21 protein-coding genes are annotated in these 24,212 nt (G+C 71.5%); 6 read left to right on the forward strand and 15 right to left on the reverse strand.

Features of this window, described 5'->3' with window-relative positions:
* Nucleotides 1-254: 254 nt before the first annotated feature.
* Genes Vlu01_RS11170 through Vlu01_RS11185 form a run of 4 tightly spaced genes read right to left on the reverse strand, consistent with a single transcriptional unit; the run spans nt 255 to nt 4,507 of the window.
* Nucleotides 255-1,064 (reverse strand): inositol monophosphatase family protein, encoded by an 810-nt coding sequence (locus Vlu01_RS11170; protein WP_203997347.1) that lies wholly within the window; start codon nt 1,062-1,064, stop codon nt 255-257.
* Nucleotides 1,057-1,509, reverse strand: coding sequence for a response regulator (locus Vlu01_RS11175; RefSeq protein WP_155214506.1), 453 nt, complete (start codon nt 1,507-1,509; stop codon nt 1,057-1,059). Before Vlu01_RS11175 ends, Vlu01_RS11170 begins: the two co-directional genes overlap by 8 nt.
* The gene (locus tag Vlu01_RS11180) at nt 1,506-3,287 is read right to left on the reverse strand and encodes a sensor histidine kinase (RefSeq protein ID WP_203997349.1); all 1,782 of its coding nucleotides are present in this window, start codon (nt 3,285-3,287) and stop codon (nt 1,506-1,508) included. Before Vlu01_RS11180 ends, Vlu01_RS11175 begins: the two co-directional genes overlap by 4 nt.
* Nucleotides 3,284-4,507, reverse strand: a complete 1,224-nt coding sequence (locus Vlu01_RS11185) for a PP2C family protein-serine/threonine phosphatase (protein WP_239095833.1) — start codon at nt 4,505-4,507, stop codon at nt 3,284-3,286. The genes Vlu01_RS11180 and Vlu01_RS11185 overlap by 4 nt, the downstream gene beginning before the upstream one ends.
* 185 nt (nt 4,508-4,692) lie before the next feature.
* Here Vlu01_RS11185 and Vlu01_RS11190 point away from each other — a divergent pair, with 185 nt between their 5' ends.
* Nucleotides 4,693-7,071: a M28 family peptidase gene (locus tag Vlu01_RS11190; protein WP_203997351.1), complete on the forward strand. Its 2,379-nt coding sequence runs from the start codon at nt 4,693-4,695 to the stop codon at nt 7,069-7,071.
* A 5-nt stretch (nt 7,072-7,076) separates the two neighbouring features.
* Here the strand turns inward: Vlu01_RS11190 and Vlu01_RS11195 are convergent, their stop codons facing one another.
* From Vlu01_RS11195 to Vlu01_RS11205, 3 genes are all read right to left on the reverse strand, one after another.
* On the reverse strand, nt 7,077-7,331 hold the full coding sequence (locus Vlu01_RS11195) for a Smr/MutS family protein (RefSeq protein ID WP_203997353.1): 255 nt from the start codon (nt 7,329-7,331) through the stop codon (nt 7,077-7,079).
* Between the two features lie 117 nt (nt 7,332-7,448).
* Nucleotides 7,449-7,817, reverse strand: a complete 369-nt coding sequence (locus Vlu01_RS11200) for a tetratricopeptide repeat protein (protein ID WP_203997355.1) — start codon at nt 7,815-7,817, stop codon at nt 7,449-7,451.
* A 141-nt stretch (nt 7,818-7,958) separates the two neighbouring features.
* A complete protein-coding gene (locus Vlu01_RS11205) occupies nt 7,959-8,711 on the reverse strand; it encodes an ROK family protein (RefSeq protein WP_203997357.1) in 753 nt (250 codons plus the stop codon).
* Nucleotides 8,712-8,772: 61 nt separating this feature from the next.
* Here Vlu01_RS11205 and Vlu01_RS11210 point away from each other — a divergent pair, with 61 nt between their 5' ends.
* The 3 genes from Vlu01_RS11210 to Vlu01_RS11220 all read left to right on the forward strand — a co-directional run bounded on the left by Vlu01_RS11210 (nt 8,773) and on the right by Vlu01_RS11220 (nt 11,988).
* Entirely contained in the window at nt 8,773-10,410 is a 1,638-nt protein-coding gene (locus Vlu01_RS11210) for an ABC-F family ATP-binding cassette domain-containing protein (RefSeq protein ID WP_203997359.1), read from the forward strand.
* Nucleotides 10,411-10,546: 136 nt separating this feature from the next.
* Complete coding sequence (locus Vlu01_RS11215) at nt 10,547-11,272, forward strand: methyltransferase domain-containing protein (RefSeq protein ID WP_203997361.1); 726 nt, start codon at nt 10,547-10,549, stop codon at nt 11,270-11,272.
* 179 nt (nt 11,273-11,451) lie between these two features.
* Nucleotides 11,452-11,988: a phospholipase gene (locus Vlu01_RS11220; protein WP_203997363.1), complete on the forward strand. Its 537-nt coding sequence runs from the start codon at nt 11,452-11,454 to the stop codon at nt 11,986-11,988.
* A 50-nt stretch (nt 11,989-12,038) separates the two neighbouring features.
* Here the strand turns inward: Vlu01_RS11220 and Vlu01_RS11225 are convergent, their stop codons facing one another.
* A complete protein-coding gene (locus tag Vlu01_RS11225) occupies nt 12,039-14,867 on the reverse strand; it encodes an ATP-binding protein (protein ID WP_203997365.1) in 2,829 nt (942 codons plus the stop codon).
* Nucleotides 14,868-15,031: 164 nt separating this feature from the next.
* On the reverse strand, nt 15,032-15,250 hold the full coding sequence (locus Vlu01_RS11230; protein WP_203997367.1) for an FmdB family zinc ribbon protein: 219 nt from the start codon (nt 15,248-15,250) through the stop codon (nt 15,032-15,034).
* A gap of 56 nt (nt 15,251-15,306) precedes the next feature.
* On the opposite strand from Vlu01_RS11230, the gene Vlu01_RS11235 reads away from it, so the two are divergent.
* Nucleotides 15,307-16,446, forward strand: a complete 1,140-nt coding sequence (locus Vlu01_RS11235; RefSeq protein ID WP_373307351.1) for a lytic transglycosylase domain-containing protein — start codon at nt 15,307-15,309, stop codon at nt 16,444-16,446.
* A gap of 72 nt (nt 16,447-16,518) precedes the next feature.
* A complete protein-coding gene (locus tag Vlu01_RS11240) occupies nt 16,519-17,535 on the forward strand; it encodes a GNAT family N-acetyltransferase (protein WP_203997475.1) in 1,017 nt (338 codons plus the stop codon).
* An 18-nt stretch (nt 17,536-17,553) separates the two neighbouring features.
* On the opposite strand, the gene Vlu01_RS11245 is transcribed toward Vlu01_RS11240, so the two are convergent.
* From Vlu01_RS11245 to Vlu01_RS11270, 6 genes are all read right to left on the reverse strand, one after another.
* Nucleotides 17,554-18,060, reverse strand: a complete 507-nt coding sequence (locus Vlu01_RS11245; protein ID WP_203997371.1) for a helix-turn-helix domain-containing protein — start codon at nt 18,058-18,060, stop codon at nt 17,554-17,556.
* Nucleotides 18,061-18,437: 377 nt separating this feature from the next.
* Nucleotides 18,438-19,421, reverse strand: a complete 984-nt coding sequence (gene hemB / locus Vlu01_RS11250) for a porphobilinogen synthase (protein WP_203997373.1) — start codon at nt 19,419-19,421, stop codon at nt 18,438-18,440.
* 34 nt (nt 19,422-19,455) lie between these two features.
* Entirely contained in the window at nt 19,456-21,036 is a 1,581-nt protein-coding gene (locus Vlu01_RS11255) for a bifunctional uroporphyrinogen-III C-methyltransferase/uroporphyrinogen-III synthase (RefSeq protein WP_203997374.1), read from the reverse strand.
* Nucleotides 21,033-22,031: a hydroxymethylbilane synthase gene (gene hemC, locus Vlu01_RS11260; protein ID WP_203997375.1), complete on the reverse strand. Its 999-nt coding sequence runs from the start codon at nt 22,029-22,031 to the stop codon at nt 21,033-21,035. Before hemC ends, Vlu01_RS11255 begins: the two co-directional genes overlap by 4 nt.
* Nucleotides 22,028-23,356 (reverse strand): glutamyl-tRNA reductase, encoded by a 1,329-nt coding sequence (locus Vlu01_RS11265; protein ID WP_203997376.1) that lies wholly within the window; start codon nt 23,354-23,356, stop codon nt 22,028-22,030. The genes hemC and Vlu01_RS11265 overlap by 4 nt, the downstream gene beginning before the upstream one ends.
* Entirely contained in the window at nt 23,353-24,123 is a 771-nt protein-coding gene (locus tag Vlu01_RS11270; RefSeq protein ID WP_203997377.1) for a redox-sensing transcriptional repressor Rex, read from the reverse strand. Before Vlu01_RS11270 ends, Vlu01_RS11265 begins: the two co-directional genes overlap by 4 nt.
* Nucleotides 24,124-24,212 lie beyond the last annotated feature (89 nt).

Consider the following 24,212-nt stretch of genomic DNA (forward strand, 5'->3'; position numbering starts at 1 on the left):
GACCTGCGCACGAAAGCATCCTTTCGTCGGCCGCCGGCCCCCGAGAGTTCACTGCACGGCGACGGCCCTCGCCGGCGCCGGTCGGCGGCCTGCTGGCGGAAGGCCGCCGGTCAGGATACCGGAATCAGCCACGCCGGCCACTCTCCCGACCACCAGCCCCGCCCCTCATCGACCCCCCGCAACCCCCACGTCACCCTCCGCGTCCATTCCCCATGTCGATCATGAAGTGGCGGCCGGAAAGCGACCCCAGGCTGTCAGGTGGACAGGAGGGCGCCGTGCACCTCGGTCCAGACCTCGTCGTTGACGGCGACCAGAAGACCGTGCTCCGTGTCGGCCGGGTGGTAATCCGTACCGTCGAGCCGGCGCGCCACGCCACCCGCGGCCCGCACCAGCAGCGTGCCCGGCCCGTGATCCCAGGGCAGGGTCCGCCAGAACAAGACGAACTGCTGCCGGCCGGTGAGCACGTCGAGATACTCGCGACCGGCGCAGTGCTGCCCGGGCAGCAGCTCGCCGAGCCGCGCGCCACCCGCCTCCACCGTGCGCTGGGAGGGACCCGGCAGGAACCTCGTCATCGCGGCACCCCGCAACTCACTCATCGGCGGCGCCCCGTCGGGCAGCTTCAACGGCTGACCGTCCAGGTACGTGCCCTCGCCGATCCGGGCGGTCGCCAACGCGTCGGCCAACGGGTCGAACACCCACGCGGCCACCGGCTCACCATCCGTGAGCAAGGAGACCATCAGCGCGAACGGGCGACGGCCGGCCGCGAAGTTCGCGGTGCCGTCGACCGGATCGACCAGCCACACGTCCCCGGAGGCACGCAGGTGACGCAGCAGGTCCGGGTCGTCGGACACCGCCTCCTCGCCGACCACCACCGAACCGGGGCGCAGCCGGAGCAACCCGGCGCTGATCATCTCCTCGGCCCGGCGATCGGCGACCGTGACCAGCTCACCGGGGGCCTTCTCGCTCACGTCGGCGGCGTCGAGATGGCGGAACAACGGCAGTACGACGCGGTCGGCGGTCTCCCGCAGCAGCCCGGCGACGTCGTCGAGCAGGGTGTCAACCACGTGGCGGCAGCTTCACCACGCTGACGAAGAACTCGTCGATCTGCCGGACCACCGAGATGAACTGCTCGAAGTCGACCGGCTTGGTCACGTAGGCGTTGGCGTGCAGTTGGTAGCTGCGCAGGATGTCCTCGTCGGTCTGGGACGTGGTCAGCACCACCACCGGGATCCGGCACAGCTCCGGGTCCCGCTTTATCTCCTCCAGCACCTCCCGGCCGTCCCGCCGGGGCAGGTTCAGGTCCAGCAGGATCAGGTCCGGCAACTCCGCGTCCGCGTACCGGCCCTCCCGACGCAGGTAGGCCAGCGCCTCGGCGCCGTCGGAGACGACGTTGAGCCGGTTACGCAGCTTGTGCTCCTCGAACGCCTCCTGAGTCATCAACACGTCGCCCGGGTCGTCCTCGACCAGAAGCACCTCGATCGGACTGTTGCCGTCCGCCGGCGCGGTCATCCCACCGCCTCCTTCATGCCGCCTGTCCCACCGCCGGTCTGGGACAGGCCAGCGACGGCCGAGGGGCGCTCCGATCCGCCGCCGGCCTCGGCGCCGACGGTACCGTCACCCGCCGGGGCCTCGTCATCGGCCCGGTCCGACGCCGCGTCCGTCCTGACTTCCGCCGAATTGGCCTCGTCCGCGCCCGTATCGGATCCGTCCGCACCGGTCGCGCTCTTCGCGGCCTCGACGTCGGAGGGCAGCGCGGGCAGGGTGAAACGGATCGCCGTCCCCTCGGGCACGTCCGTGTCCACCCAGACCCGACCACCGTGGTACTCCACGATCTTCTTGACGATCGCCAACCCGATCCCGGTACCCGGATATGCGTCCTTGGCGTGCAGCCGCTGGAAGATGACGAAAATCTTGTCGGCGAACTCCGGCTCGATCCCGATGCCGTTGTCCTGGCAGGTGATCTCCCAATCTTCGCCGATCAAACGGGCCGAGACATGCACCTTCGGCGGAACATCCGCCCGACGGAACTTCACCGAGTTGCTGATCAGGTTGACCATCAGGTTGGTCAGCAGCGGTTCCTCGCCGCGGATCACCGGCATCTCATCCCAGGTCAGCTCGGCGTCGGCGTACTGCCGGGCCGGCTCGGTCTGCGCCGCCACCTCGACCATCAGGCTGTTCATGTCGACGTCGGTGAAGCCCGCGGTGATCCGCCCGATCCGGGAGAACGCCAACAGATCGTTGATCAGCCGCTGCATCCGCTGCGCGCCGTCCACCGCGAAGGCGATGTACTGGTCGGCCCGCTCGTCGAGCCGCCCGGCGTAGCGCCGCTGGAGCAGCTGGCAGAAGCTGGCCACCTTACGTAGCGGCTCCTGCAGGTCGTGCGAGGCGACGTAGGCGAACTGCTCCAGGTCACGGTTGGACCGGGTCAGCTCCTCGGCCTGCTTCTGCAACTGGGTGTTGACCCACTCGATCCGCTCCCGCGCCTCACGCACCTCGGCCAGGTCCGCGGCGATCTTCTGACGCATGGCGTCCACGTCCCCGCCGAGGCGCTGGAACTCCTGGGGGCCGGTGCCGGTGATGCGGTGCCCGTAGTCGCCGGTGGCGACCTGCCGGACCTGCCCGGCCAGACCGGTCAACGGACGGATCACCATCCGTTCCAGCGAGCTGAGCAGCACCACCCCGGCGACGAGCACCACGAGCGCCGCAATGACCAGCAGCAGCACCAGCAGGTTGCTGGTCTCGCGGACATCCGTGGCGGTTTCCTCGCGAACGTCGAGGATCCCGTTCTGGAGCACCTCCACGGCGACCCGGATCTGATCGAACTGCTGTCGGGACTGATCGGTGAGCAGTTGCCGCCCGGCGGTGGTGCCGCTGACCTCGATCGCCTGGATGACCGGCAGGGCGATCGACTGCCGCCACTGCTCGGCCCGCTCCCGCACCGCTTCGAGCTCGTCGTACAGCTGCGGGTAGGTGCCCAGCAGCCGGTTCATCGACGCAAGCAGTTCCTGCTCCCGCTGCCGGCCGGTGTCGAACTGAGTCAGGTCTTCCCGATCACCGGTCAACGCGTAGCCCCGGATCGCGGTCTCCTGGTCGACCAGGACGGCGAGCAGCTCCTGGGACTGGGCGCGCAGCGGCCCGGTCGTGTTGAGCACCGCGTCGATGTGCGCCCGGTTGCGGGTGGCGACCACCGCCTCCGCGACAGCCACCCCGATCAGCAGCAACCCGACGACCGCGACCAGCACCGCCAGCCGACCGCGCAAACTCCAGCCGGCACCCGTGGCCGTCACCGGCCACCACCCCGCGTGACCAGCAGCATCGCCACGTCGTCGGCGAACGGACCGTCGTTGAGCTGCTCGGCCCGGCCGACCAGCCAGGCCGGCAGGTCCGGCAGCGGAACCGCCCGGCTGGCCGGCTCGGCCAGCAGGCGGGTCAGGCCGGGCACGTCGAGACGTTCGTCGCCGGCACCCACCCGGCCCTCGATCAGACCATCGGTGTACATCAGCAGGGACCAGTCCTCGGTTTCGAACTTCAGGTCGAAGGCGACCGGCCGACGTGGCCGGACGCCGAGCAGCAGACCACCCGGCGCCGGCACCGGAGTCACCCGTCCACCGGCCAGCAGCACCGGTGGCGGATGGCCGGCCAGCCGCACCGTCGCCCGGTCGGCGTTGAGGTCCAGCCGGGCCGTCGCCACGGTCGCGAAGATCTCCTGAAGCCGGCGCTCGCTCATCAGCACCTGCTCCAACGCGGGGAGCACCTCGTCGTCGGGCACCCCGGCAAGGATCAGCGCCCGCCAGGCCACCCGCAGTTCGACACCGAGCGCCGCCTCGTCCACGCCGTGCCCGCAGACATCACCGATGATCAGATCCACCCGGTCGGGCCGGGTCTGCACCACGTCGTAGAAGTCCCCGCCGATCAGGGCGGCATGCCGGCCAGGCCGGTAGAAGGTGTGCACCGCGATCTGGTCGGTCGACATCAGCGGCTGGGGCAGCAGACCGCGCTCCAGCCGAGCCGACTCCGCCTGGCGCAACTCCACCTCGCGTAGCCGCCGGGCGTTCTCGTCGGCCCGCTTGCGCTCCACCGCGTAGCGCAGCGCCCGGGTCAGCAGCACCCCGTCGACCTGACCCTTGACCAGGTAGTCCTGTGCCCCCTCGGCGACCGCCACGATGCCCAGGTGCTCGTCGGTACGACCGGTGAGCACACAGACGGCCGCACTACCGGACATCTCCAGCACCTGCCGCAGGCCGTCCAGCCCCTGCGCGTCGGGCAGACCCAGGTCCAGCAGTACGCAGTCGACGTTCGCTATCCGGCGGCGGGCCTCGCTCAGGCTGGTCGCCACCAGCAGGTCGATCCCGGAGTTCGTCTCGGCCAGCAGCTCGCCGACCAGGAAGGCGTCACCCTCGTCGTCCTCGACCAGCAGGACGCGCAGCCGCTCCCCGGGGGGCAGGTTCGGATTGCCGCCCAGCCCGCCCCGCGGGTACGGCCACGACACGACTGAGGGGCCGGTCATGCCGGTCCCCCGGGTCGGCCGGGTCGCCGCCGCGATTGGCGGAAGATCGCTGGTGATGTCGGGCTCCTTCCGAGTGCCCTGCTGATCCTGTATTAGACAACGTTCGCACACAACACGACGGAGCGCCCTCGGGCGGCATGGAGGATGATGAGCCCCCCAGAACCACCCCTCGCGAGGAGTCACCCGTGGGCGCACCCCCCAGCCCCGCCGCCGACCGCGCCTTCACCCGGCCCCGGCGACGTACCCTCGCCGCTCTGGCGGCACTGGTCGCGCTCGCCGCCGTCGGTGCGAGCGCCCTGCTCGACCTGCGTCCTCCGGCCCCCCGGCCGGCCGCCGCGCCGACCGACGAGTTCAGCGCGGGACGCGCGTACCCGCATGTCACGCAGGTTGCCGGGCGGCCGCACGTCGCGGGCAGCCCGGCCAACGACGAGGTCCGCGCCTACCTGGAAAGCGTGTTGCGGGAGCTCGGCCTGGAGACCCAGGTGCAGGACACCGTCGCGGAGGAGGCCGGGCAGCTCAGCGGCGCGGCCGGTGGCGCCACCCTGGCCCGGGTTCGCAACGTGGTGGCCCGGCTGCCCGGCACCGATCCCACCGGCACGGTGTTCCTGGTCGCGCACTACGACGCGGTGCAGACCGGGCCGGGCGGCAACGACGACGCCGCCGGAGTCGCGACCATCCTGGAAGTGGCCCGCGCGCTGACGGACGGCCCGGCACCCCGCAACGACGTCGTCTTCGTCCTCACCGACGCCGAAGAGGCGTGCCTGTGCGGAGCCTCGGCGTTCGCCTCCGAACACCCGCTGGCCGCTGGCCAGGGAGTGGTGCTCAACCTGGAGGCACGGGGCCGTACCGGACCGGTGATCATGTTCGAGACGTCACCGGAGAACGCCGGCCTGATCGAGGTCTTCGGCCGGGCCGCACCGCACCCGGTGGGCACCTCGTTCGCGGTGGAGGTGTACCGCGCCCTGCCCAACGACACCGACTTCACCGCCTTTCTGGACGAAGGCTTCCTCGGGCTCAACTCGGCGTACCTCGACGGCGGCGCGACCTACCACACGCCGCTGGACACCCCCGCCTCGATGGACCGGGCCAGCCTCCAGCACCACGGTGACAACTCCCTCGGTCTCGCCCGGGAGTTCGGTCGGATCGACCTTGGTGACCTGCGTGCCGGTCACGACGCCACCTACTTTCCCGTCCCCGGCGGCCTCGCCCGGTACCCCGGCTGGTTGGTGCTGCCGTTGGCGCTGCTGGCGCTGAGCGGCGTGGTCGTGCTCGGCTGGCTGGCCCGGCGCCGGAATCGGGTCACCAATGGCCGGCTGGCCGCCGGCTTCGGTCTGGCTCTGGTGCCGCTCGTGGTGGCGCCGGTCGGTGCGCAACTGCTCTGGGCGGCGATCCTCGCCCTCCGGCCGGGCAATGCCGAACTGCTCGACCCGTATCGGCCGACCTGGTACCGGCTGGCCGTCCTGGCGCTCGCCGCCGCCGTGCTGTTCGCCTGGTACGCGTTGACCCGACGTCGGGTCGGTCCAGCCGCCCTGGCCATCGGTGGGCTCGGCTGGCTGGCGCTGCTCGGCCTGCTGCTCGCGATCCTGGCGCCCGGCGGGGCCTACCTGGCGACCCTGCCCGCCCTGGCCGGGGCGCTCGGCGGGCTGGTGGCGCTGACCACCCGCCGCGACGGCCCGATAGCGGTGATCGCGGTGACCGGCGCGGCCGCAGTCGCGGTGATTCTGCTGCTCCCCACCGTGGTGCTGCTCTTCCCGGCGTTGGGCATGGCGATGGGCGGCGTCGCGGCACTCTTCGCGGTGCTGCTCGGTCTGGCCGCGCTACCCGTGATCGACCTCCTGCACCCGGAGGCCGGCGGCCAACGGGGCATGGTGGCGCTGCGGGCCCGCCGACTCGGTGCCCTGCCGGCCGGGGCCGCCGCGCTGGCCACGATGGTCCTCGCCGGGGTCGGCGTCGCCGTCGACCGCTTCGACGCCGCGCACCCCGCACCCACCCACCTGATGTACGCCCTGGACGCCGGTACCGGCCAGGCCCGCTGGCTCAGCCGCGAGACCGAGCCGCAGCCCTGGACCGACGACTACGTGGACGGACCGACCCAGGTCGCCGACGAGTTCCCGGGCATCGGCGGCAACGAGTTGCTCGGCGGTCCAGCGCAGTCCGCCGGCCTGCCCGCGCCCCGGCTCGACATGTTGACCGACACCACCGCCGCCGGTCTGCGCACCGTGTCGCTGCGACTCACCCCGCAACGCCCCGTACGCCTGGTCACCCTGCACGTCGACACGTCCACCGCGACGGTGCGCAGTGCCCAGGTGGCGGGCCGGACGGTCCCGGTCGAGGAGCGCGACGGCCGGTGGGGCTTCGGCATCGTCTTCCACGCCCCACCGCCCGAAGGAATCGAGATCACGCTGACCGTCGAGCCGACGGCCCCGCAGCTGGCGCTGCGCGCGATGGACGCCAGCGACGGCCTCGACGCGGTCCCCGGGTTCCGTCCCCGTCCACCCGGCGTCGGCGTCGCGGGCTCACACAGCTCCGAGATGCTCGCCGTGGCCCGCACCTACCCGCTCTGAGGCGGCTACTTCCAGCGGAAGTGGACGAAGAGGCGACCGAAGTTCTTGGAGTCCTTCTCGACCCGGTGGTAGAGCTGTTTGACGTCCTTCTGGTCGAGGAAGCGCAGCACGCGCTTCTTGAGCTGACCGGAGCCCTTGCCGGGGATGATCTCGACGAGGGTGGCCTTCTTGGCCACCGCCTCGTCGATGATGCCGCGCAGGGCACGGTCGATGTCGTGGCCCTTGTTGAAGATGTCGTGCAGGTCCAGCTTCAGCTTCATGCCACGTCCACCGTCCGGTCGGCTGTCATCCGGCCCATGGTAGGCAGGCCGCCAGCCGGCCCAGGCCATCGATGAGGGCAGCCCGGCCGGGCTGCCCTCATCGGCGCGTCTCCGTGTTCAGCGGCCACCGCCGACCCGGGTTTCGACCCGGCGCAGGGCCGTCGTGTAGTCATCGTTGGACGAGTGCATGGCCGCCGCGATGCGTAGGTGACGCAACGCGTCGGCGTACCGGTTGAGCCGCTCCAGCGTCCGGCCCAGCACGTGGTGGGCGTAGTGGTCGCTGGGGTTGCGGTCGACCAACTCTCGTAGTTGCTGCTCGGCCCGGTTGAGCTGAGCCGACTGGAAGTAGGCCCGGGCCAGCAACTGCCGTACGGAGGCGTTGTCCGGCTCGGCCTCGATGATCGGTTCGAGCAGCCGGGCCGCGCTACTCGGGTCGCCCGCCTCGAAGAACAGGGTCGCCCGTCGGTACTCGGCCAGAAGATCCATGCCGCCACCCCCTCCGTGTCGCACCACTGCTCCGACGCTGGCACAACACCTGCGGTATCGCGACTGTTCCCGGCGGCTTTTCCGGCCCGACCGGTAACAAGGGCCCCTTCCTGTACACCACGCGTTGACAGGTGCCCTTCCTTACACCGTGGCGAGGTTCCAGGCGCGGACGCCGCCGACGATGCCGGCGCTGTTGGGCACCACCACGACGTCGTCACCCATCCGGACGAGCTGCTCGGGACGGATCCGCCGCGAGTTGCCCCCGCCCAGGTAGAGCCGGTCCCAGCGGAACACCGGTCGCAGGCCCTCCACCACCTGCCGGATCCGCCGGGACCAGAAGGCGTCACCCAGCCGGCGTCGCTCCGGTTCACCCACGTACGTGTCGTAGGTGGTGCCCCAGCGCACCGGTGCGTGGGACAGTTCGAGGTGCGGGGCGAGCACGCCGCCGTCGAAGAGGGCGCTGCCCAGCCCGGTGCCGAGGGTCAGCACCAGTTCGCAGCCGGTGCCGGCGACCACCCCGGCACCGTGCACCTCGGCGTCGTTGAGAACCAGCGTCGGCAGGCCGAACGCGGCGCAGAGCGCGCTGCGGGCGTCGAATCCGGACCACTCGGCGAACAACGCCGGGTCGATCCGGCTGCGGGGGCCCGCACGGGTCACGTAGTGCGGGGTGGCCACCACCACGCCGTGCCGAATCATGCCGGGCATCCCCACCGTCACCCGGTCGGCCGCCGGCAGCCGACCGCCGAGCTCCACCAGGGTGCGGACGAACAGACTCGGCGGCAGGGGATACGGCGTCGGCACCCGTATCGGCTGGGCCCGCATCGTGCCCGCGCCGTCGAGGACCGACGCCTTGATCCCGCCGCCCCCGCAGTCGATCGCCAGTGTGGTCAACACGCACGTGAGTCTGCCTCGTCCCGGGGGTCGGCCGCTCGGCGACGGGTAGGCTCCGCTGCTTGTGAGCGCCACGCTGATCGCCCGGGACCTCGCCGCCGGGCACGGGGAACGAACCCTCTTCACCGGCCTGGACCTCGTGGTCGCGCCCGGCGACGTGGTCGGCCTGGTCGGTGCCAACGGGGCCGGCAAGTCGACGCTGCTGCGTACGCTCGCCGGTCTGTTGCCGGTCGAGGCTGGCAGCGTGACGGTGAGTCCACCCGGTGCGAGCGTCGGTCACCTGCCGCAGGAGCCGGAGCGCCGGCCCGGGGAGACCGTGCGGGCGTTCCTGGCCCGCCGCACCGGGGTGACCGGAGCGCAGGCCGCCCTCGACGCGGCGACGGACGCACTGACCGCCGGCACGCCGGGCGCGGACGACGCGTACGCCGTCGCGTTGGAGAGCTGGCTCGGGCTCGGCGGCGCGGATCTGGACGAGCGGGCCGAGGAGGTGGCCGCCGAGCTGGGACTCGCCGTTGATCTCGATCAGGAGATGACCAGCCTCTCCGGTGGGCAGGCCGCCCGTGCCGGGTTGGCGTCGCTGCTGCTCAGCCGGTACGACATCTTCCTGCTCGACGAGCCGACGAACGATCTCGACCTCGCCGGCCTGGACCGGCTGGAGGACTTCGTCACCGGGCTGCGGGCCGGCACGCTGCTGGTCAGCCACGACCGGGAGTTTCTGGCCCGCACGGTGACCTCGGTGCTGGAACTGGACCTGCACCAGCAGCAGGTGAACCACTTCGGTGGCGGATACGCGGCGTACCTGGAGGAACGGGAGGTGGCCCGCCGCCAGGCGCGCGCCGACTACGAGGAGTACGCCGACACCCGGGCTGCGCTTCAGGCACGGGCGCGTACCCAGCGCTCCTGGATGGAGAAGGGGGTCCGCAACGCCCGGCGCAAGGCCACCGACAACGACAAGGTCGGCCGGAAGTTCCGGTCCGAGGCGTCCGAGAAGCAGGCGGCGAAGGCCCGGCAGACCGAACGGCTGATCGAGCGCCTGGAGGTGGTGGAGGAGCCACGCAAGGAGTGGGAGCTGCGGATGGAGATCGCCGCCGCGCCCCGCGCCGGCGCCGTCGTGGCCACTCTTCGCGAGGCCGTGGTACGCCGGGGCGACTTCATCCTCGGTCCGGTGAGTCTTCAGATCGACTGGGCGGACCGGGTGGCGGTGACGGGGGCGAACGGTTCCGGCAAGTCGACCCTGCTGGCGGCCCTGCTCGGCCGGTTGCCGCTGGACGCCGGCCAGGCCGCCCTCGGCCCGGGTGTGGTGGTCGGCGAGGTGGACCAGGCCCGGGGCCTGTTCCTCAGCGACGTACCGCTGCTGGACGCCTTCCAGGCCGCGGTGCCGGACCTGTCCCCGGCGGACGCGCGCACCCTGCTGGCCAAGTTCGGCCTGCGCGCCCAGCACGTGCTGCGACCGGCCGCGACGCTCTCCCCCGGGGAACGGACCCGGGCCGCATTGGCCCTGTTGCAGGGGCGCGGTGTCAACCTGCTGGTGTTGGACGAGCCGACGAACCACCTCGACCTGCCGGCGATCGAGCAGCTGGAGTCCGCCCTGGCCAGCTTTGCGGGCACGCTGCTGCTGGTGACCCACGACCGGCGGATGCTGGAGGCGGTACGCCTCGACCGGCGGTTCCGGGTGGACGCCGGGCGGGTCACCGAGCATTGATCTCCGGCGGGCCGGGCCGGACGACCCCGGGTCCGGTCGGGAGTACACCCGGCTGGTGCGTCGACGCGAATTCTGTGGACGTACCAACGCATATCGGTCAACTATCCGGGTAACGGGCGGGCCGGAGGTGGCCGGCATGGTCGCATTGGCACACACTCCGCCCTCCGCGGAGCGGCTGCGGGCGGTGGACGGGTTCCTCACCGAGGCGTGGACGGACCAGGTCCGCCACGACGAGCGACTGCGCCCGCTCGATGTCGAGGTCCGCTTCGACCGGGGCGTCGCCCACCTGACCGGAGAGGTCGACGAGCCGGCCCAACTACGACTGGTACGCGAGCAGGTCGGCCGGTTGGCCGGCGTCTTCGGCGTCTGGTGCCGGGTCCGGGTAGCTGGACGCGACCCGGTGGTGGTCGACCTGGGCTGCGGTGCCACCAAGCAGTGGCCGGGCAATCTCGGGCTCGACATCTTTCCCGCGCCCGGGGTGGACGCGGTCGCCGATTTGTCCGGCTCGCTGCCGCTGGCCGACGACTCGGTCGACGTGCTGTTCGCGGTACACATCCTGGAGCATCTGATCGACTTCCTGCCCCTGCTGGACGAGTGTCACCGGGTGCTCCGGCCCGGGGGCGTGCTGCACGTGATGAGCCCCTGGTGGGGTCATGTGAACGCGGTGGCCGATCCGACTCACGTGCGGCTGTTGGACGTGCAGACCGTCAAGGGTGTCTGCGTGATGCGACCACCAGGCACCCCCCGCTGGTACCCACTGCACGCGGGGAGCGATGGTGCCTCCATCTTCGCCGACCTGACTCCGTTGGGGCCGGACGACGACGGCCCCTCCGCCACCCACCTGGCCCGCTTCTTCGACTAGCAAGACGGCCAATGCCCTGGACACCGCTGGTGTCCAGGGCATTCGTCTGTTTCAGCACAGGTCACCAATATTTCTCGCCGGTAACACCGGCAGGCCGCGTCATTGATCGACACTGATCGAACCCCGGTAACTCACCGGTAACCAGTGCTCCACCGCACACCCCCAGCGGAGGTTCGACCGTGCACAGACGTCTCGCCACCATCCTCGCCTCGGGCATACTCGCGCTGCTCACCGCCCTCGCCGTGGCCTCCCCCGCCGCGGCGGCCGTGACTCCAGCACAGAAGCTGTCGGTACTGTCCAGTTGGACCCAGACCAGCGCCAGCAGCTACAACGCCTGGAACTCGGCCCGGCTGAACCGGGCCCCCTGGGCGGAGTACAACTTCAACTGGTCTACCGACTACTGCTCGTCCAGCCCGGACAACCCACTCGGGTTCACCTTCAACCTCTCCTGCTTCCGCCACGACTTCGGCTACCGCAACTACAAGGCGGTGGGCCAGTTCAGCGCCAACAAGTCCCGCCTGGACAGCGCCTTCTACGAGGATCTGAAGCGGGTCTGTGCCACCTACAACTCCGTCGTCCGGCCGGCCTGCCTGAGTCTGGCCTGGACCTACTACCAGGCGGTCAACATCTTCGGATCGGTCGCCGCCGTCCAGCAGTCCGACATCGATCGGGCCGCTCGGATGAAGGCCGACGCCGAGGCCCGCGCTCGCCGCTGACGAACCCCGAGGGACGCCCGCCGCAGTGCCGGTTGGGCGTCCCTCGCGGGTCAGGCGTGCTCGGTACGGCGGTCGATGGTGCTGGGTTGGCGCGGAGCGGAGCGATCCGCCCCTGTCGCGAACCGTCCGGAATCGGCCGCCAGATCGGGATGCTCGACACCGAGCGCCAACGCGACCGCCTCGTCCAGCCCCAGTTCGGTGCCCTCGCCGTACGCCTCGTCGAAAGCGGCGTCGCCCAGCACCCGCCGCAGCTCCGCCTGCCGTTCCGCCCAGTACGCCTCGTAGATGCCCGGTGTCGATCGCAGGCCCGCCCGGGTCGCCTGGGCGGCACCGAAGAGCCGGGCCGCGGTCAACGGGTGGTCACCAACGGCGCAGCGCACCGCGACGGCGTTCAGCGTGTCGCAGGCCCGCCCGTGGAAGCCGTGATTCATCCGCGAGCGGAGCGCCACCAGCAGATGCTCGTGCGCGGCCACCAGGTCGCCCCGAGCCAGCGCGACCATGCCGAGCAGCATGTCCACCGAACGTCGCCCCCGGTCGACCGGCCGGGACGCCTCCACCGGCCGGGCCGCACCGAGCAGTTCCGCCGCCTCGTGCAGCGCGCCCCGGCGCCACAGCAACTCGGCCAGCCGGAACACGGCGAACAGGGCCTCCGACTCGACCCCCTGTTCCTGCGCCCAGTCGATGACCTCCCGGCAGACCCGCTCCGCCTCGGCGAACTGTCCCATGTCGACCAGCGGGGCGGCCCGACCGGCGAGCACCCGGGCCAGCAGACCGGCGTCCCCGGCCTGACGGGCGGCCGCCTCGGCCCGCTGGGAGAAGCGCAGTTCCTCGCCGAACTCGCCGTCGCCCCCGGCGTGCAGCGAATGCATGTGGTACGCCGCCGCCAGCTCGTCCTCCGGGATCACCTCGCCGGTCTCGGCCAGCCTTCCGTACAACCGGAACAGCCAGAGCCGTCCCTCCCGGGCCAGTCCGCGCTCACGCCACCACTGGTCCAGCCCTGCGGCCAGCCGGAGGCCAGCCCGGGCACTACCACCCGTGGCGCACCAGCGCAGCGCGGCGCGCAGTTCCCCGGCGAGGGGATCCAGCGCGTACAGCGAGAGCGTCACCGGCTGTCCGCCAGGGCCGAGGCGCGCCCGCTCCAGCGCATGCGCCGACCAGGCCACGTGCCGGTCACGGGCCGCCTGCTCCTCGCCGGCCTCGGCCAGCCGACGCGCCGCGTAGGCCCGGATCGGGTCGAGCATCCGGTACGTGCAGCCGGCCGCGTGTGGCTCCGCCAGCACCATGGACTTGTCGACCAACACCGACAGCGGGTCGAGCGGGTCCTCGTCGAGCAGCCACTCCACCGTCGGCAAGTCGACCGGGCCGGCGAAGACCGCCAGCCAGCGCAGCAGTCGCGCGGCCCGCGGCCCGAGCGTCCGGTAGGACCACGTCACCGTCGCCTGCATGGTCAGGTGCCGTTCGACCGCCGAGCGGGCCACCGCCCGGGTGGCCGGAGGCGACGGGCTGACACCGGCTGACGCCGCGACCAGATCGACGGTGTCCCGCTGACTGCCGGCGTGTCTCCGCTCAGCCGGTGGCGGCAGCGGATCCACGCGGCCGGCGTCGAGCGTGCCGAGCACGTCGTCAAGGCGCTCGGCGAGCTGCCCCACCGAGAGCACCCGCAGCCGGGCCGCGGCCAACTCGATCGCGAGCGGCAACCCGTCCAGTCGTCGCACCACCCGCCGTACGTCGGCCGACTCGGACGGGTCGGGCAGTCGGCCGCCCCGGGCCGCCGCCGTGCGGTCCAACAGCAGGGCCACCGCATCGCTCTCGGTGCCGTCAGGTGCCGGATCGACGGACAACGGCGGGATCCGCCACACCACCTCACCCGGCAGCGCCAGCGGTTCCCGGGTCGTCGCCAGCACCCGCACCCCACCACCACCGGCCAACAGCCGGGACACCGCCTCGGCGCAGGACGCCGGTTGGGCGTCGCAGGTGTCGAGCACGATCAGCATCCGGCGGGGCGCCGCGTACTCCACCAGCGTGTCGACCATTGGGCGCCCCGGCTCCGGACGCAACCCGAGCACGGCGGCGACCGCGAACGCGACCAGCCCGGGGTCGGTGACCGCGGCGATGTCGACGAACCAGACCCCGTCCGGGTACTCGTCGACCAGATCGGTGGCGAACTCCACGGCCAGCCGGGTCTTGCCGCTGCCGCCCGCGCCCAGCACGGTGACCAGTCGATGCCGGGCAACGAGTCGCTTCAACTCGGCGCGTTCGGTCTGCCGACCGACGAATGTGGTGACCTGGATCGGCAGGTTGTGCGCCACCGCGTCGGCGGTACGCGGTCGCGGAAACTGCAGCTCCAGGCCGGGCGCGACGAGTTGGAAGAGCCGCTCCCGGTCGTCGAAGCCACGCAGCCGGTGCAGCCCGAGGTCCAGCAGGGAGGCACCGGCCGGCAGCGGGTCGGCTCGCCGCGCCGTGGCGGCCGAGCAGAGGATCTGCCCGCCGTGCGCGGCGGCGGCGACCCGGGCCGCCCGGTGCACCTCTGGACTGGCGTACTCGCCGTCGCGCGGCTCCGCCCAGCCGGTGTGCAGTCCCATCCGGACCCGGGGGGCTGCCTCGGGGGTCGGCCAGTCGTGCTCACCGAGCGCCCGTTGCGCCGTCAGGCAGGCGGTCAACGCCGCGCCGGCATCGTCGAAGGCGAGAAAGAACGAGTCTCCCTCGGTCAGCAGCTCCGCGCCCTCGGTCGCCGCGATCGTCCGTCGCAGCAGCCGCCGGTGCTCGGCCAGCACCGGTCGGTAGCCGGGCCCGAGCAACTGCGCCAACCGGGTGGAGCCCTCGATGTCGGTGAAGACGAAAGTCACCCAGCCGGTCGGGAGGTGGATCCGTGGCGGCATGCGTGGAACCTCCCCCCTGGTCTCGGAACCATACTTCCCGAAACCAGATCATCACGCATCGTAAGAACGGCCGGCCGAGACTCCGACCCAAGGTGCCATCGGACCCTGCGTCCGGGCAAGGCCGGCATCACCCGTACCACCATCGACGAACGGTGTCGACGTGGTCAGCAGCCGCAACCACCACCGCAGCAGCCGCCACCGGCTGGTGCCGGCGAGGCACCGGACCCGCCACCGCCGCGACCGGTGACCGCGACTGTGGAGAGCAGCTTCACGGTGTCGGCGTGCCCCTGTGGGCAGGGCGCCGGCTCGCCGGCCTGCGCCATCGGACGGTTGACCTCGAAGGTGTCGCCGCAGGCGCGACAACGGAACTCGTACCGGGGCATGGCATCAGCCTACGACCGCACCTGACGTCAGCGCAGACATGGGTAATACTCGACGGGTGGCAGACGGCGAAGAGCGCACGATCCTTCGGCCCCTCCGACCGGCCACGCCGCGCGCCGGTTCCGCCGGTGGCCCGGACGGGCCGGCGACCGGGCTGCCCCGGCCCCGCCGACCCACGTTGGAGTCCGAGACGACCGGGCCGGATGACGTTTCCGCCGCCGGGTCGGCGCCGAAGACCGCGGTCGAGGAGTCCACTCCGGAAACCGCTGCACCGACAGCCCGACGCCGCCGGACGCGCTTCGCGCACGCCGTACGCCTGCCAGGGCCGCGCGCCGCGGCCCGGGCGACCCGCGACTGGTCCCGTCGGCCCAGTGGACGGCTGACCCTACCCGGCGTGTTCCTGCTCGCCCTGGTCGCCGCGACCGCCACGGTCGGCGCGCTGCTGGTGCCCGCGACCCTCGGCAGCCCGCGTCCGGTGGCGGCGGACGCCACCGCCGATCTGCCCGACGCGCTGCCCAGCGACCTGCCACCAACCGGTGCGGTACCGCCACCGGGGCAGTTCCCGCCACCCACCGCGACCCTCCCGCCGGGCGCGACCCCGCCCGGTGCCGCGCCGGCCGGTGGCCGCCCGTCCGATGCCCTGGCCGGTTGGGCCCGTGACACGGGCGCCAAGGTCGGCATCGACCCGATCGCCATGCAGGCGTACGGCTACGCCGAACTGGTGCTCGCCGAAACCGATCGCAGCTGCGGCCTGAGCTGGACCACGTTGGCCGCGATCGGTCTGGTCGAGTCCCGCCACGGCCAGGCCAACAACGCCCAGCTCGGTGCGGACGGTCGAGCGGTCCCGGAGATCATCGGCCTGCCGCTGGACGGCCAGGGCGGCCGGATGCGGATCGCCGACACCGATCGGGGTGAGCTGGACCGCGACACCACCTACGACCGGGCGATCGGGCCGATGCAGTTCATCCCGACCACCTGGCAGGAAATCGGCGCCGACGCGGACAACGACGGACGCAAGGACCCGCACAACATCCACGACGCCGCGCTGGCCGCCGGCATGTACCTGTGCAAGGGCGGCAGGAACCTCACCATTCCGGGTGACTGGTGGAACGCGATCCTGTCGTACAACGACGTCCGCAGGTACGCCCAGGACGTCTTCGACGCCGCCAACCGGTACGGACAGGCCAGTCGCACGTGAAGTGATCGTCCGCATACATTGGAGAACTGGACACTTCCCCCCGGCAGCGGTTAGCGGCAAGCTAGACAGGTGATGGTGCGCGAGTGGGACCCCAGGACCGCGTCGTCCGCCGAGATCGCGTCGCTGCTGGACACGCTGAACGCGGTCCTGGCGGCTGATCTCCCGCAGGATCCGCCGTGGCGGGAGAGTTGCCTGCGGGAGTACCTCGCCGAGGTGATGCCCGGCGAACGACGGATCTCCTGGGTCGCCCAGGATGATCCGGACGCCGACGGCCGGCCGGGAGCCATCCTCGGCCAGGTGCACGTGTTGCTGCTCGGCAACATCGGTGTGCTGGAGGTCCTGGTCCACCCGTCCGTGCGGCGCAGCGGCCTGGGCCGTGACCTCGTTCTGCGCGCGGCCCGACGGGTCTACCAGGAGGGCTTCGAGTCGATCGGGGTGGAGGTGGTCGGCGACACTCCCGCCGTCGCCTTCTACGAGTCGCTCGGCTTCAGCCGGGAGTACGTCGAGACCCGCAGCGTCCTGGACCTCGCCGGTGTCGACTGGGCAGAGTTGGCGGAGATGTCCACCGGGGTCGGCGAGGGCTACCGCGTCCAGTTCCACCCCGGTGGCCCACCGGACGAGCTGATCGAGACGTACGCACGGGCCAAGGCCGAGGCCCGGGACATCGAGGACGGCGAGCTACGACCCAGTTCGTACGATCCGCAGCGGCTCCGGGACAGCCTCGACTGCCTGCACCGGCGGGGCATGAAGCCGTACATCGTGCTCGCCCTGCACGAGCGGACCGGCGAGGTGGCCGGCCTGACCGAGGTGGTCGTGCCGGCTCAGCACCCGACCCGCGCCGACCAGTACGACACGATCGTGGTGCAGGACCACCGTGGCCACGGCATCGATCGGGCGATCAAAGCGCGGATGCTGCTGGAGTTGCGCTCGGCCGAGCCGCAACTGACCGAGGTGCAGACCTGGAACGCCCAGGCAAACGAGGCCATGCTCAAGGTCAACGCCGAGCTTGGCTACCGCACCGACCGGGACTGGTGCGAATACAGCGTCGATGTCGCCGAACTGGTTCACCGCCTCGACGCGACGCGTTGACCGGTCGATGTCCGGCTGTCAGTCCCGGTACCAGCTGCGCGGGTCCGGCGGGGGCGACACGTTCCGGTATTTCGCCACCCGCACCTCCCACTGACTGCGCCGACGTCGCGCCTCCCGGTCGGCCCGCGAACGGTGGTAGGTCTCCGGCGGTCGGGCCAGACCGTAGATGTCCGCCCACCATTCGCCGGGTTCCGGGTCGAGAATGGTGTTCAGGTGCGCCGGATAGCGGCGATTCGCGCCGTCCCGGGTGTCGTCCCAGACCTCCATCGGCAGCACGACCCGCCCGTCCTGATCGACTGCCACGAGGTAAAGCCCGGCCGCGCCCAGCAGCCGCTCCAGCACAGCCAGGCTCGGTGTCAGGCTGCCTGCCTCAACCCGCGCGACGGTCGACGGGGCGACCTTGGCGAACCGGGCCATCCGCATCTGGCTGAGCCCGACGATCCGCCGAGCACGTCGCACCAGACCGGCGATGGGAAAGGGACCGACGGTGGGACCGAGATCCGGCGGCTCGAACACGGAAGGCATTCACCGACCTTGCCGCTGCCGCAACCAACACGGCAACCCCTGTGGAAAAGCCTGTGGATATCTTGTCTATCTCGCTCGCCGACTACCGTGAGCAACAATCACCGTGGGTGATACCACTGGCTCCTCCATCGCCACCTACAACCACACCTTCGCGCGTCCTTTGCTCTGCTTCAATCCACGCAATAGGCCGTGACCAGCGGTGGAGCCGGGACACATTCGCGGCATACGGCACCGGATGACCACTTTCCGTTAGCGGTGCGTGGGTTGAAGCAGAGCAAAGGATGCGAAGGGGTGGGAGGCGGGCGGGCAGGAGATCGCTCAGCGTGACGGCTTTGGCGCGGCTGCCAGGTTGGGGCGCTGCAGGACTCGACCAGGGGTCAGTAACGCTGGCGAAGCAACTGGGCAGCTTCGACGGCCCAGTAGGTGAGGATGATCTGGGCACCAGCCCGGCGGATGGAGGTGAGCGTCTCCAACATCACCCGCTCCCGGTCGATCCAGCCGTTCGCGGCGGCTGCCTCGACCATCGCGTACTCGCCGGAGACCTGGTAGGCCGCCACGGGGACGTCCACTGCGGCGCGGACCGCCGCCACCACGTCGAGGTACGGCAGCCCCGGCTTGACCATCACCATGTCGGCACCCTCGGCGACGTCCAGCGCGACCTCGCGTAGCGACTCACGCAAATTCGCCGGATCCTGCTGGTAGGCCCGTCGATCCCCGTCCAGCGCCGACTCCACCGCGTCCCGGAAGGGGCCGAAGAAGGCCGAGGCGTACTTCACGGCGTACGCGAGCACGGCCACGTCGGGGTGACCGGCCGCGTCGAGCGCCTGCCGTACCACCCCGACCTGGCCGTCCATCATCCCGGACGGACCGACCACCCCGACCCCGGCGGCGGCCTGGGCCACCGCCATCTCGGCGTACGCGGCGAGAGTGGCGTCGTTGTCCACCTCACCGGTCGGGGTGAGCAGCCCGCAGTGCCCGTGTGAGGTGAACTCGTCCAGGCAGAGGTCGCTCATCACCACCGTGGCGTCGCCCACCTCAGCGACCACGTCACGGATCGCGACGTTGAGGATGCCGTCCGGGTCGATGCCACCGGAGCCGTACTCGTCGCGCGACGACGGCACGCCGAACAACATGATCCCGCCCACGCCGGCCTGCACCGCCTCCACCGCCGCCTTGCGCAGCGAATCGCGCGAATGCTGGAGTACGCCCGGCAGCGAGGAGATGGCGCGCGGCTCGGTCAGCCCCTCCCTGACGAACATCGGCACGACCAACTCCGCCGGGTCGACGCGGGTTTCGGAGACCAGCCGACGCATCGCCGCGGTGCGGCGCAGCCGACGGGGCCGCATCTCTGGGTACGGCATGAACCCTCCTGACGACCAGCCGGAGCCGGAACGACTACCGGAACCTCAGCGCGGTCGGCCCCTGGACCTTCGAACCGCGGCGCTGCTTCGCCGGCATCGCGGCGAGCTTCTCCCGCAGCTCGACGGCGTAGCCGGCGAGCGCCTCCACCAGATCGGGCACCGACGCGTGCGGAGGCTGGACGTCGACCCGCAGGCCGAACTCCGTCGCGGTCTCCGCCGTCTTGGGTCCGATGACAGCGACAACGGTACGCGTGTGCGGCTTGCCGGCGATGCCGACCAGGTTCCGCACGGTGGAGGACGAGGTGAACAACACCGCGTCGAAGCCGCCCGACTTGATCGCGTCCCGGATCTCGGCGGGCGGCGGGGCGGCCCGGACCGTCCGGTAGGCGGTCACGTCGTCGACCTCCCAGCCACGCTCGGTGAGCCCGGCGGCGAGCGTCTCGGTGGCGATGTCGGCGCGCGGCAGCAGCACCCGGCCGACCGGGTCGAGCACCTCGTCGTGCGGCGAGAACTCGGCCAGCAGGCCCTCGGAGGACTGCTCTCCGGAGGGGATCAGCTCCGGCTGGATACCGAAGGCGCGGACCGCGTCGGCGGTGGCATCTCCTATACAGGCGATCTTGACGCCACCGAAGTGCCGGGCGTCCAGACCGTGCTCGGCGAACTTCTCCCAGACCGCCCGCACCGCGTTCACCGAGGTGAAGATCACCCAGGCGTACCTGCCGTCGACCAGGCCCTTGACCGCCCGCTCCATCTGAGCCGGGGTACGCGGCGGCTCCACCGCGATGGTCGGCACCTCGCAGGGAATCGCCCCGTACGCGCGCAGTCGGGCACTCATCACGCCGGCCTGCTCCTTGGTGCGGGGCACCAGCACCTTCCAGCCGTACAGCGGGCGGTTCTCCCACCAGCTGAGCTTGTCCCGCTGGCCGACACCCTCGCCGAGGGTCAGCACGACCCGGCCGGTGAAGCCGAGTGCCGCCGCGACGAAGGAGTCCACGGTCGACGTGGTGGTGTACTGCGTCTCGCCGGTGCCGTCGCCGGTCACCCCGACGTCGGTGGTGCCGTCCACGCCGGCCGCGAGCAGCCCGTCACGGATCGCGGCCAGATCGCCGGCGTCGACCGCCAGCGCCAGTGAACCGCGCTGCACGGCTGCCGCCAGCGCGTCGAAGTCAAGCGTGCTGACGTCCTCGACGTCGGCAGCGGTGCGTACGCCCGGCAGCGGCACGCCCGCGTAGGTGGCCACTCCCTCGGCCTGGCCGACTCCGGGAACCACCTCGAAGTGCGCGGCGGTTCGCGCCACCGCCTGCACCTCCTTGACCACCGAGTCGTGGCCGAACGGATCGCCGGCCACCAGGTGCACCGCGTTCTGCCCGGAACGGGCCGCCGAGATCAGGATCTTGGCCACGTCGCCCGGCGCTCCCTCGGCCGGGGTGAACTGGGCGTCGGACCTGGCCTCCGCTCGGACGACGTCGAGCAGCGACTCGGGGACTCCCCGGTCGTACACCACCTGGTCGGCGTCGACCAGGGCGTCGTGCGCCCGGCGGGTCAGCAGGCCCGGGTCGCCGGGTCCTGCCCCGACGAACGCGATACGGCCTACGGGCTTACGGGTGCGGGTCATTCTGTGCTCCCAAATTGCTGAGTCCCCGGGCCGTCGTGTCCTTGCGGGCCGAGGATCGAGTCGGCGCCGAGGTCGAGGAGTTCGGTGGCGAGTGCCTTACCGATCTCCGCCGCATCGGCGGGCGTTCCGGTGCGGGACAGCCGGATATCGCGGGTGCCGTCCGGACTGATCACCGCCCCGCGCAGGTAGATCTCCTGGACATCGTCGCCATCGACGCCCGAGCCGGTTGGCTCGCCTTCGGCGACGACGGCGTAGGCGGCGACCGGAGCGGAGCATCCGGCCTCCAGGGTGGCCAGCATCGCCCGCTCCGCGATGACCGCGGCGCGTGACGGTGCGTGGTCGAGCATGGCAAGCAGCTCGACCAGGTCGGTGTCGTCGAGCCGGCACTCCACCGCCAGGGCCCCCTGGGCGGGAGCCGGCAGCATCAGCATCGGGTCGAGCGTCTCGGTGACCACGTCGGCACGGTCGATGCGGGCCAGGCCCGCCCGGGCCAGGACGATGGCGTCCAGGTCGGCGTCCGGGCCGAGCACCCGGGCCAGCCGGGTGTCGATGTTGCCCCGGATCGGAGTGACCGACAGTGGCATGCCCAGCGCGTGCAGCTGGGCGATCCGGCGCAACGCTCCGGTACCGACGACCGCACCCGGCTCGAGTTCGGCCAACGTCTTCCCGTCGCGGGCGACGAGCGCGTCGCGTGGGTCCTGTCGCGGCGGCACCGCAGCGATGTGCAGCCCCGGCGTGGTCGCGGTGGGCAGGTCCTTGTACGAGTGGACCGCGAAGTCGATCGTGCCGGCGACCAGGGCGTCGCGCAGCGCGGAGACGAACACGCCGACCCCGAGCCGGTGCACCGGCGCGTTGGACCGGTCGCCGGCGGTGACCACCTCGACCAGTTCCACGGGCCGTCCGGTACGCGCGGTGAGCGCTTCGGCGACGTGCCCGGCCTGGGCCATCGCCAGCTTGCTGCCTCGGGTTCCGAGGCGCAGTGGGGCCTCGTTCATCGATCGCCTCCAGCGGATGGGGTGATGTCCGGCACGGTGTCCACCGGCGAGGTCTGCGGGACCTGGAGATCGAACAGCTCGCGCAGCAGGGCCGCGTACTGGTCACCGCCGGGTTCGGCGGCGAGCTGGCGGACCCGGACGGTCGGCTGGTGCAGCAGTCGCTGGACCACCCGGTGCACCGTGCGGGCCACCTCGGCACGCTGGTCGTCGCTGAGGTCGGGACGACGTTGCGCGAGCCGACGTAGCTCGGCGGTGACCACGTCGTCGGCCCGTCCGCGCAGGGCGGCGACCGTCGGGGCCACGTCGGCACCGCGCAGCCAGCTGAGGAAGGACTCGACCTCGCCGGCCACGATCCGCTCGACGGCGGCGGCGTCCGAGGCGACCGGACCGTCGGCGAGCAGCCCCGCCATCCGGTCGATGTCGATCACCTCGACGCCGGGCAGTTCGGCGACGTCGGGCCCGACGTCTCGCGGTACCGCGAGGTCGAGCAGAACCAGCGGGCCACGCCCGGAGTCGCGGCTGGCGGCCGCCGTGGCGACCACCTCCCGGGTGAGAACGGGCTCCGGAGAGGCGGTGGCGGCCACCACGATGTCCACCGCGGAGAGCGTGTCCGCCAGCTCGGCCATCGGTCGCGCGGTGGCACCGTACGACTCGGCCAGCCGGACCGCCCGGTCCGTGCTCCGGTTCGTCACGGTCACCGGCCCGGCACCGAGCCGGGAGAGCGTCGCCACGCCCAGCGAGCCCATCGCCCCGGCGCCGACGATCAGCGCGGGACGACCGGTGAGGCCGTCGTCGAGGTGGTCGGCGGCGAGCCCCAGCGCGGCGGTGACCACGCTCTGGCCGGCGCGATCGATGCCGGTCTCCGAGTGAGCCCGCTTACCCACCCGCAGGGCCTGCTGCATCAGCTCGTGCAGCAACCGTCCGGCGGTGTCCGCCGCACTGGCCCAGTGGTACGCGTCGCGCAGTTGCCCGAGGATCTGCGCCTCGCCGATCACCATCGAGTCCAAGCCGGCGGCCACCCGGAAAACGTGTTCCACCGCTGCCGAGTCGAAGTGCACGTAGAGGTGGTTGGCCAGCGCTGCCGGCTGGCAGCCGGCCTGCTCAGCGAGGACGGCGCAGATGTCACCGAGGCCCCCGTGGAAGCCGGACACCGCCGCGTAGACCTCGACCCGGTTGCAGGTGGAGACGAGGACGGCCTCGCTCACGTACGGCTGAGCGACCAGGTGCCCCAGGGTGCGGTCGAGCCCACTGGGTGACACCGCGAGCCGTTCCAGGGTGGCGACCGGTGCGGTGCGGTAGGACGCGCCAACGACGAGGAGTTTCACGTGCCGATCGCCTCCTGGCTCTCGGTGACCGCGAGACCACCTGGCAGGGCGGTGAGGGCGGACCCACCGGCGGCGGGGAGCGCGGTCAGGGATGCCTTGCGGTGCTCGTGGAACGACAGGATCTGCAACTCGATGGCGAGGTCGACCTTGCGCACGTCGACCCCCTCGGGAACCGAGAGTACGCACGGTGCGAAGTTGAGGATGCTCGTCACGCCGACGGCGACCAACTGGTCCGCCACCCGTTGCGCGGCGGCGGCCGGGGTGGCGATGACACCTATCGCGATGGATTCCTCGGCGGCCACCTGGGGCAGGTCGTCGATGTGCTGTACGACCAGGCCGTTGATCTCCTCGCCGACCAGTTCCTGGTCGGCGTCGAGGAGCGCGGCGATCCGGAAGCCACGGCTGGCGAAGCCGTCGTAGCCGGCCAGGGCGTGACCGAGGTTACCCACCCCTACCAGCACGACCGCCCGACGCTGGGTGAGCCCGAGCACGTACTCGATCTGATCGATCAGCAGCCCGACGTCGTAGCCGACGCCCCGGGTGCCGTACGAGCCGAGTTGGGACAGGTCCTTACGGAGCTTCGCCGAGTTGACCCCGGCGGCATTGGCCAGCCCCTCACTGGAAACTGTCTCGTGACCTGTTTCGGCGAGATTGTGCAGGGCACGGAGGTATTCGGGGAGTCGGGCCACCGTCGCCTCGGGGAGGTCCGGGAGCGCCGGTACGGCACCTGCGCGACCGGGCGCGCCAGGGTGACGGTGCTGACTCATGAGACTCCGTGCGGTGCGATCCTCGGCCAACTCCACCGGTCGGCCGTTTCGGGACTCCCGCTGGCGACCGATGTTGCCGGCTGTGCTAG

Source organism: Micromonospora lutea (assembly GCF_016863535.1).
Classification (GTDB): Bacteria; Actinomycetota; Actinomycetes; order Mycobacteriales; family Micromonosporaceae; genus Micromonospora; species Micromonospora lutea.

Coding starts and splice junctions, on each gene's coding strand:
- Vlu01_RS11175 (WP_155214506.1), bottom strand. CDS start 1,509: ATGACCGCGCCGGCGGACGGCAACAGTCCGATCGAGGTGCTTCTGGTC.
- Vlu01_RS11185 (WP_239095833.1), bottom strand. CDS start 4,507: ATGACCGGCCCCTCAGTCGTGTCGTGGCCGTACCCGCGGGGCGGGCTG.
- Vlu01_RS11195 (WP_203997353.1), bottom strand. CDS start 7,331: ATGAAGCTGAAGCTGGACCTGCACGACATCTTCAACAAGGGCCACGAC.
- Vlu01_RS11200 (WP_203997355.1), bottom strand. CDS start 7,817: ATGGATCTTCTGGCCGAGTACCGACGGGCGACCCTGTTCTTCGAGGCG.
- Vlu01_RS11215 (WP_203997361.1), top strand. CDS start 10,547: ATGGTCGCATTGGCACACACTCCGCCCTCCGCGGAGCGGCTGCGGGCG.
- Vlu01_RS11225 (WP_203997365.1), bottom strand. CDS start 14,867: ATGCCGCCACGGATCCACCTCCCGACCGGCTGGGTGACTTTCGTCTTC.
- Vlu01_RS11230 (WP_203997367.1), bottom strand. CDS start 15,250: ATGCCCCGGTACGAGTTCCGTTGTCGCGCCTGCGGCGACACCTTCGAG.
- Vlu01_RS11240 (WP_203997475.1), top strand. CDS start 16,519: ATGGTGCGCGAGTGGGACCCCAGGACCGCGTCGTCCGCCGAGATCGCG.
- Vlu01_RS11245 (WP_203997371.1), bottom strand. CDS start 18,060: ATGCCTTCCGTGTTCGAGCCGCCGGATCTCGGTCCCACCGTCGGTCCC.
- hemB (WP_203997373.1), bottom strand. CDS start 19,421: ATGCCGTACCCAGAGATGCGGCCCCGTCGGCTGCGCCGCACCGCGGCG.
- Vlu01_RS11255 (WP_203997374.1), bottom strand. CDS start 21,036: ATGACCCGCACCCGTAAGCCCGTAGGCCGTATCGCGTTCGTCGGGGCA.
- hemC (WP_203997375.1), bottom strand. CDS start 22,031: ATGAACGAGGCCCCACTGCGCCTCGGAACCCGAGGCAGCAAGCTGGCG.
- Vlu01_RS11270 (WP_203997377.1), bottom strand. CDS start 24,123: ATGAGTCAGCACCGTCACCCTGGCGCGCCCGGTCGCGCAGGTGCCGTA.